We start from the raw sequence: 6,728 nt of genomic DNA, 5'->3' as shown, positions 1-6,728 counted from the left end.
AGATGCGTTTCGTCAGGCGCTGCTGGGAAATCTATCGCGCCTATCTGTTGACCGCCGTATTGACGCTGTTATCCGGCGCCGTCCTCGCGCTATTGCATCTCAACCAGCCGATGGTCGACCTTACCGGCTGGCAGCCGTTCGTGGTTCAGCCACTGCGCGAGGCATTCGATATTGCGCTGCTGCGGCGCCAGCCGTATCTTTCGAGCGTACTGCCCATGTACGTGATCTTTGCGCTATTCGTGCCGTTCGTGGTGCCGTTGGCGCGCCGCTCGTCGCTCGCGGCGCTGGGCTTGAGCGTGACGATCTGGGCACTCGCCCGGCCGCTGGCCGCACTATTCAGCATTGACGACGTGGCCGACTGGGCTTTTAATCCGTTTGCATGGCAACTGATGTTCGTGCTCGGCATTCTGTGCCGGGCGCACCCCATCAGCGAGCGCTTTCACGTAACCTCCACGGCGCGCTGGCTCACGCGGGCCGCGGTGGTCGCGGTGCTGGCGTTCGCCATCGTCAAACTCTTTGTGCTGACACAGCCGCTGCCCGGCGTGCATAAACAGAACCTTTCCGTGGAACGCGTGATCAACTTTATTGTCATCGCCTGGGTTGCCGCGCAGTTTGTGCGTATGGGCAGCGTCGCGTGGCTCGCGCAGCGGTTGCCGGCCGTGGTGACGGTCGGACGTACCGGACTGGTGTGTTTCGTCACCGGCACGCTGGTGTCGTTGATTGTCGACACGGCAACGCCGCACACGTTCCACGGCTTTCGAGGCACGCTGATCGGACTCGGCGGCGATCTGGTCGCCATCGGCGCGTTGCTGATGATCGCGCGCGGCTGGAACGACTGGAAAGGGCCGCAATCGCGCACGGCAGCCAACGGCGCGGGTTACGGGTGAGGGCGCGTGTGCGCCACGTGCGCCACGTGCGTTCCACGCTCGGTTCACGCACGGCCGTCACAGCCGTCGGCGCAGTGCTATGGCTGATGAGCGGTCCGGAGGCATTCGCCGCGCCCAAGGACGCGCTGCTCGCCATGCGTTGCACGGAATTCGCCGGCGCGGTGTTACCGCCGGAACTGATCGCGTCGCCCACTGCCGGCGTGCAGATCGAAAGCGCGGCAATGGTGGCGGCTACCGCGCCCGGCAATCAGCAAGGCGGTGAATATTGCCGTATCACCGGCCGCATCAAGGGGCTCAAGGCCAGCACGCCCGATATCCGCTTCGACCTGAATCTGCCGCGCCGCTGGAACGGCCGCGCGCTGCAGATCGGCGGTGGGGGCTATAACGGCGTGGTGGTGAGCGGGACGGGCGTGATGCCGTTCTCTCCGGATCGTGCACCGCTCGCGCAAGGCTATGCGACCTTTGGCGACGACTCGGGGCATGTGGGTAATTCGTCGCTCGCGGTCTTCGGCCTCGTCGACGAAGCGGTGACGAATTTCGGCTACGCGCATCTGAAGAAAACGCACGACGCCGCGCTCGCGCTCATCGCGCGCGCCTACGGCCGGCCGCCGCAACGAATGTACTTCGCCGGCGGCTCGACAGGCGGTCGCGAAGGCTACACGGTGATGCAGCGCTATCCCGACGACTACGACGGTGTGATCGCCAATTCGCCCGCGCTCAATTTTTCCGGTGTGCGTTTGATGGGCGTGAAGCTCGGTCAGGCGGAGTACGCGACGCCCGGTGGTTTTATCCCGCCGCTGTTGCTCGAGCACGTGTATCAACGAACGCTCGCGGTCTGCGACCGGCTCGACGGCGCGGCGGACGGCATCATTAGCGACGTTGCCGGGTGCAGGGAACACGAAGCGGAAATTATCGCCTCGTTGCGTTGCGCCGGACGTGAACCCTCGCACGACGAGTGCCTCACCGACCCGCAACTCTCCACGTTGCTGACGATGCGCGACGGCCTCTCGTTGCCCTACAAACTGGCGTGGGACGTCAGCGGCTATCGTGGCTACAACATCTTTCAGGGCACGCATCTGAGCGGCCTGCTCGGGCTGGCGCATCAACCTGAGCGCTTGCCGGTGCCGACCTTCTTCGCCAACGGCTACCTGTTCGCGCAGGGCGACGGCTATATCCGCTATTTCGTGACGCGTGACGCGGAGTTCGACTCGCTCAGGTTCGACCCGCAGCATCCCGGTAGATATCGTGCGCAGTTGATCGCGCTTTCACAGACGATCGGCGCGATGAACCCCGACCTCGCACGCTACATCGCGCGTGGCGGCAAACTCATCACGCTGCAAGGTCTCGCCGACGAAGTCATCAGCCCGAATCAGACGATCGCCTACTACGAAGCGCTGGTCGATCGCTTTGGCATCGACCAGGTCAATGCGTTCATGCGGCTCTACATGGTGCCGGGTTTCCAACACGGCAGCGGCGTATTCATTCCATCGGTGGATCTGCTGGGTGCGCTCGACAATTGGGTGACGCATGGTGCATCGCCCGAAACCTTGACTGCTACCGATATTGCGGCGGCGACCAACGGTCGCTCGCGTCCGTTGTGCCGTTACCCGCTGTTTCCCCGCTACAGCGGTAAGGGCAATGTGAATCTCGCCAGCAGCTTCGCGTGCGCCGAACCGTGACGGGATCCGGCAAATCTGGCAGATCTGGCGAAAACCACAGCGGGTCCTGAATGCCAGACATGCCGCACCGGCGGACCTTGATCCTGTCTGTCGGCTTTTCGGAATCTCGTGGATATGCTGCACGCTTTCTCACTTTCATTTACATTGCGGGTGCGGTCGCGTATTCGCACTGCCTCCCTCCAATCAAATACCGGTGTCTGCCATCGTCGAATCCATGCAGCCAATCGTTTCGGTCACGAACCTGTCGAAAACCTATGCCACGGGTTTTCATGCACTCAAAAACATCAATCTGGCGATCAACCGCGGGGAAATCTTCGCTTTGCTGGGCCCGAACGGGGCGGGCAAAACCACCCTCATTAGCATCATCTGCGGCATCGTCAAGGCAAGCGTTGGCAACGTAATGGTGGACGGCCGCGACATCGCGGTGGACTATCGTGGCGCGCGTTCGCTGATCGGCCTCGTGCCGCAGGAGCTCACCACCGATTCGTTCGAAACCGTCTGGGCGACTGTTTCGTTCAGCCGCGGGCTGTTCGGCAAGCCGAAAAACCCGGCTTACGTCGAAAAGGTGTTGCGCGATCTGTCGTTGTGGGAAAAGCGCGATAGCAAGATCATTACGCTCTCAGGCGGCATGAAGCGCCGCGTGCTGATTGCGAAGGCGCTCTCGCACGAACCGCGCGTGCTGTTCCTCGACGAACCCACGGCCGGTGTCGACGTCGAGTTGCGTCGCGACATGTGGAAGCTGGTGCGCTCGCTTGCCGCGAGCGGTGTGACGATCATTCTTACCACTCACTATATCGACGAAGCCGAGGAAATGGCCGACCGCATCGGCGTGATCAACGCGGGCGAGATCATGCTGGTGGAAGAGAAGACGGAGTTGATGCGCAAACTCGGCAAGAAGCAGTTGACGCTGCAACTGGAGAGCCCGCTCCCGGAGGTGCCGTCGGCGCTGACCGGGTATGGACTGGATGTCGCCAAGGGCGGTAACGAGCTGATCTATACGTATGAAGGCGAGGGCGGCCGCACCGACATCATCGCGCTGCTCAAAGCGCTCGACGACGCCGGCATTCGCTTCAAGGACCTGCATACGACGCAAAGTTCGCTCGAAGACATCTTCGTCAGTCTGCTCCGAGGTAACCAATGAATATCTACGCAATTCGCGCGATCTATAAGTTCGAGATGGCGCGTACCTGGCGCACGCTGATGCAAAGCATCATCGCCCCGGTGATTTCGACTTCGCTTTATTTCGTCGTATTCGGTGCGGCCATCGGTTCGCGTATCAAGGAAGTGGACGGCATCAGTTACGGCGCGTTCATCGTACCGGGTTTGATCATGCTGTCGCTGCTTTCGCAAAGCATTTCGAATGCATCGTTCGGTATTTACTTTCCGCGCTTTACCGGCACGATCTACGAGTTGTTGTCCGCGCCGGTGTCGTATCTGGAGATCGTGGTGAGCTATGTGGGCGCGGCGGCCACCAAATCGATTCTGCTCGGTTTGATCATTCTGGCGACCGCCGGGCTGTTCGTGCCGCTGCAAGTGCAGCACCCGTTCTGGATGATTCTGTTCCTGGTGCTGACCGCGGTCACATTCAGCCTGCTCGGTTTCATTATCGGCATCTGGGCGGATAGCTTCGAGAAGCTGCAACTCGTGCCGCTTCTGATCATCACGCCGCTCACGTTCCTCGGCGGCAGTTTCTATGCGATAAATATGCTGCCGCCGTTCTGGAAGGTCGTGACGCTGTTTAATCCGATTGTTTATCTGGTCAGCGGATTTCGCTGGAGCTTTTACGGCCTCGCCGATGTGGATGTCGGTGTCAGCCTCGGCATGACCGCCCTGTTTCTGGCGGTGTTTCTCGTGATCGTTGCGTGGATCTTCAAGACCGGGTATCGGCTCAAGAGCTGATGGTTTTGACGTGATCGATCACGAGCAGATCGACGAACGGTTGGCAAGAAGCGTGGCGCTGTGAATGCGACCACGAAGAAAGTGCCAGTCTGACGACGCAAATGCACGTGACATGCGAAACTGACGGGCATCCCCCCTCCGGAGCCGATAGCCACTATGTCCGTCGATTTAAGTCTCATTGAGCGAAGCGCGTGTGAAATCGTCGATCTGTTGCGCAAGGAATCAGTCAGTCCGCATGACCTGCTCGACACCCTCGCCGCGCAGGTGGAGCGCGTCGAACTGCAGGTCAACGCGTTGCCCACACTGTGTTTCGAGCGCGCGCATGCTCGCGCTGATGCTCTGCTGAAGAAGCCGGTAGGCGAGCGTGGTCTGCTGTGCGGACTGCCGGTGCCGATCAAGGATTTGACCGATGTAGCCGGCGTGCGCACCACGCGCGGGTCGCTCGTCTATCGCGATCGCATTCCGGAGACATCCGACGCCGGCGTGACACTGCTCGAAGCGCGCGGTGGCGTGGTCTATGCGAAATCCAACACACCAGAGTTCGGCTCCGGCGGTCATACGTACAACAGCGTGTTCGGCATTACGCGCAATCCGTGGGACCTGTCGCGCTCGGCAGGCGGTTCCTCGGGCGGCGCGGCTGCGGCGTTGGCGTCAGGCACGGCGTGGGTCGCGCAGGGCTCCGATCTGGCGGGTTCGTTGCGCACGCCTTCGGCGTTTTGCGGCGTGGTGGGCATGCGTCCCACGCCGGGGCGCGTCTCGTATGGCCCGGCCGCCAATCCGTACGACACGCTGGGCATTCATGGGCCGATGGCGCGCAACGTAACCGATGCTGCGTTGCTGCTCGACGCGATGTGCGGCGAAGTCGATTGCGCGCCGACGTCGATGAGCGAACCGGCCACTTCATTTCTGGAGCATGCACGCAGGCCGCAGCGTCCGGCGCGTGTCGCATTCAGCGAAGGGCTGGGTATCGCGACAGTCGAGCCGGAGATCCTCGCGATCTGCCGTAAAACGATGAGCCGCCTGGCAACTTCAGGCGTCAGCGTGGATGAAAGCGATCTCGATCTAAGCGCGGCGACCCAGGCGTTCCACACGCTGCGCGGCATCTCGTATGCGGCGAATTATGAAGAGGTGTTGGCTCAGCATCGCGATGTGCTGAACCCGAACGTGATCTGGAACATCGAGTTCGGCCTGCAGGTGGATAACCGCGCAATGCTCGCGGCACACCGTACGCGCGGCCTGTTGTTCCACAAGATGAACGCGCTGTTGCAACGTTATGACGTGCTGATCTGCCCGGCGTCTATCGTGCTGCCGTTCCCGGTGGAAGCGCGCGATATTCGCGACGCAGTCGGACGTCACTTCGATACGTATATCGATTGGCTTGCCATTACCTACGCTTTGACGCTCACCGGTATGCCGGTCATCGCGATTCCGTGCGGGATGAGCGCAAGCGGTCTGCCGGTCGGCATCCAGATCGTCGGTAAGCCGCGCGGCGAAGCGGCGTTGTTGTCCGCCGCGCGCGCGATCGAAGCGCTCATCGGGACGTGGTTTGTCGGTAAGCCGCAGACGGCCTGACTCGCCACGCAACCCGCCCCGCAACCTGCACCGCAACCTGCACCGCAACCCGCACCGCAACCCGTCAGGCAATCCCCTTAGTCCATCCGGACGATGCCCGCACGCGTCGAATCGCCGTCAATGGCGGTATGAACCGAGAGCCGTGCGACATGGCTTTCCGTCCACCGTATCGAGGCGCACAGCCACGCGGCGGCCGTTTTGGATCGCGTACAGGGATGGGGGACGACCGTGATGAGAGCAGGCGTGATGCGGGAGAGCTGCACATGAAATCCAGAGTTCAGCGGGATGGACTGATTGCCGGCGTACTGGTGGCGATCGGCGTGGTCGGTGTATCCGTGCGGCAGCTCTATGCGTGCGCCTGGAGCGACGAGTTTCCCGGCATGGTGTGTACGGCGGGGTCGTCGCTATCGTTGTTTCTGGGCATCACAGGGTTGGCTGCGCTGGCGGGACGAATCTGGGCACGCCGCTCGGGCGCGGACGAACAGTGCTTCACGTTCCTCGGCGCGGTGGGCGGCGCAGCGCTGGTGTTTGCGATGGTGGTGACAGGCTTCTAGTCTTACTGTGTCAATAAAATATTTGCATCAAAGCGATACCTGGTACTATTGAATAATACAGACTTCGGGCGATCGCGATGAGAGAAGATGTCGACGAATTTGACGCGTATCTGAACCATCTGGCGCAGGCGTTAGGG

The 6,728-nt window shown here is 61.5% G+C and carries 6 protein-coding genes; all 6 read left to right on the top strand.

Annotation, left to right across the window (positions count from 1 at the left end; genetic code table 11):
* Positions 1 to 887: OpgC domain-containing protein (opgC, locus tag VFE81_RS17065; protein ID WP_325045720.1), on the top strand; the 887-nt coding region annotated here is incomplete at its 5' end.
* 86 nt (positions 888 to 973) lie between these two features.
* The gene (locus tag VFE81_RS17060) at positions 974 to 2,566 is read left to right on the top strand and encodes a tannase/feruloyl esterase family alpha/beta hydrolase (RefSeq protein ID WP_325045721.1); all 1,593 of its coding nucleotides are present in this window, start codon (positions 974 to 976) and stop codon (positions 2,564 to 2,566) included.
* A gap of 214 nt (positions 2,567 to 2,780) precedes the next feature.
* Positions 2,781 to 3,707, top strand: coding sequence for an ABC transporter ATP-binding protein (locus tag VFE81_RS17055; protein WP_325045719.1), 927 nt, complete (start codon positions 2,781 to 2,783; stop codon positions 3,705 to 3,707).
* Positions 3,704 to 4,465 (top strand): ABC transporter permease, encoded by a 762-nt coding sequence (locus VFE81_RS17050; protein WP_325045718.1) that lies wholly within the window; start codon positions 3,704 to 3,706, stop codon positions 4,463 to 4,465. Before VFE81_RS17055 ends, VFE81_RS17050 begins: the two co-directional genes overlap by 4 nt.
* A 156-nt stretch (positions 4,466 to 4,621) precedes the next feature.
* Entirely contained in the window at positions 4,622 to 6,037 is a 1,416-nt protein-coding gene (locus VFE81_RS17045) for an amidase (protein ID WP_325045717.1), read from the top strand.
* Between the two features lie 263 nt (positions 6,038 to 6,300).
* Positions 6,301 to 6,591 (top strand): hypothetical protein, encoded by a 291-nt coding sequence (locus VFE81_RS17040; RefSeq protein WP_325045716.1) that lies wholly within the window; start codon positions 6,301 to 6,303, stop codon positions 6,589 to 6,591.
* Positions 6,592 to 6,728: the final 137 nt, after the last annotated feature.

It is taken from the genome of Paraburkholderia sp. (assembly GCF_035656215.1).
Taxonomy (GTDB): domain Bacteria; phylum Pseudomonadota; class Gammaproteobacteria; order Burkholderiales; family Burkholderiaceae; genus Paraburkholderia.
This window is presented reverse-complemented; position numbering and strand designations above follow the sequence as displayed.

Bases quoted from the DNA above. Each gene is read 5' to 3' on its own strand.
- VFE81_RS17060 (WP_325045721.1), top strand. From the start codon at position 974: ATGAGCGGTCCGGAGGCATTCGCCGCGCCCAAGGACGCGCTGCTCGCC.
- VFE81_RS17050 (WP_325045718.1), top strand. From the start codon at position 3,704: ATGAATATCTACGCAATTCGCGCGATCTATAAGTTCGAGATGGCGCGT.
- VFE81_RS17040 (WP_325045716.1), top strand. From the start codon at position 6,301: ATGAAATCCAGAGTTCAGCGGGATGGACTGATTGCCGGCGTACTGGTG.
- VFE81_RS17045 (WP_325045717.1), top strand. From the start codon at position 4,622: ATGTCCGTCGATTTAAGTCTCATTGAGCGAAGCGCGTGTGAAATCGTC.
- VFE81_RS17055 (WP_325045719.1), top strand. From the start codon at position 2,781: ATGCAGCCAATCGTTTCGGTCACGAACCTGTCGAAAACCTATGCCACG.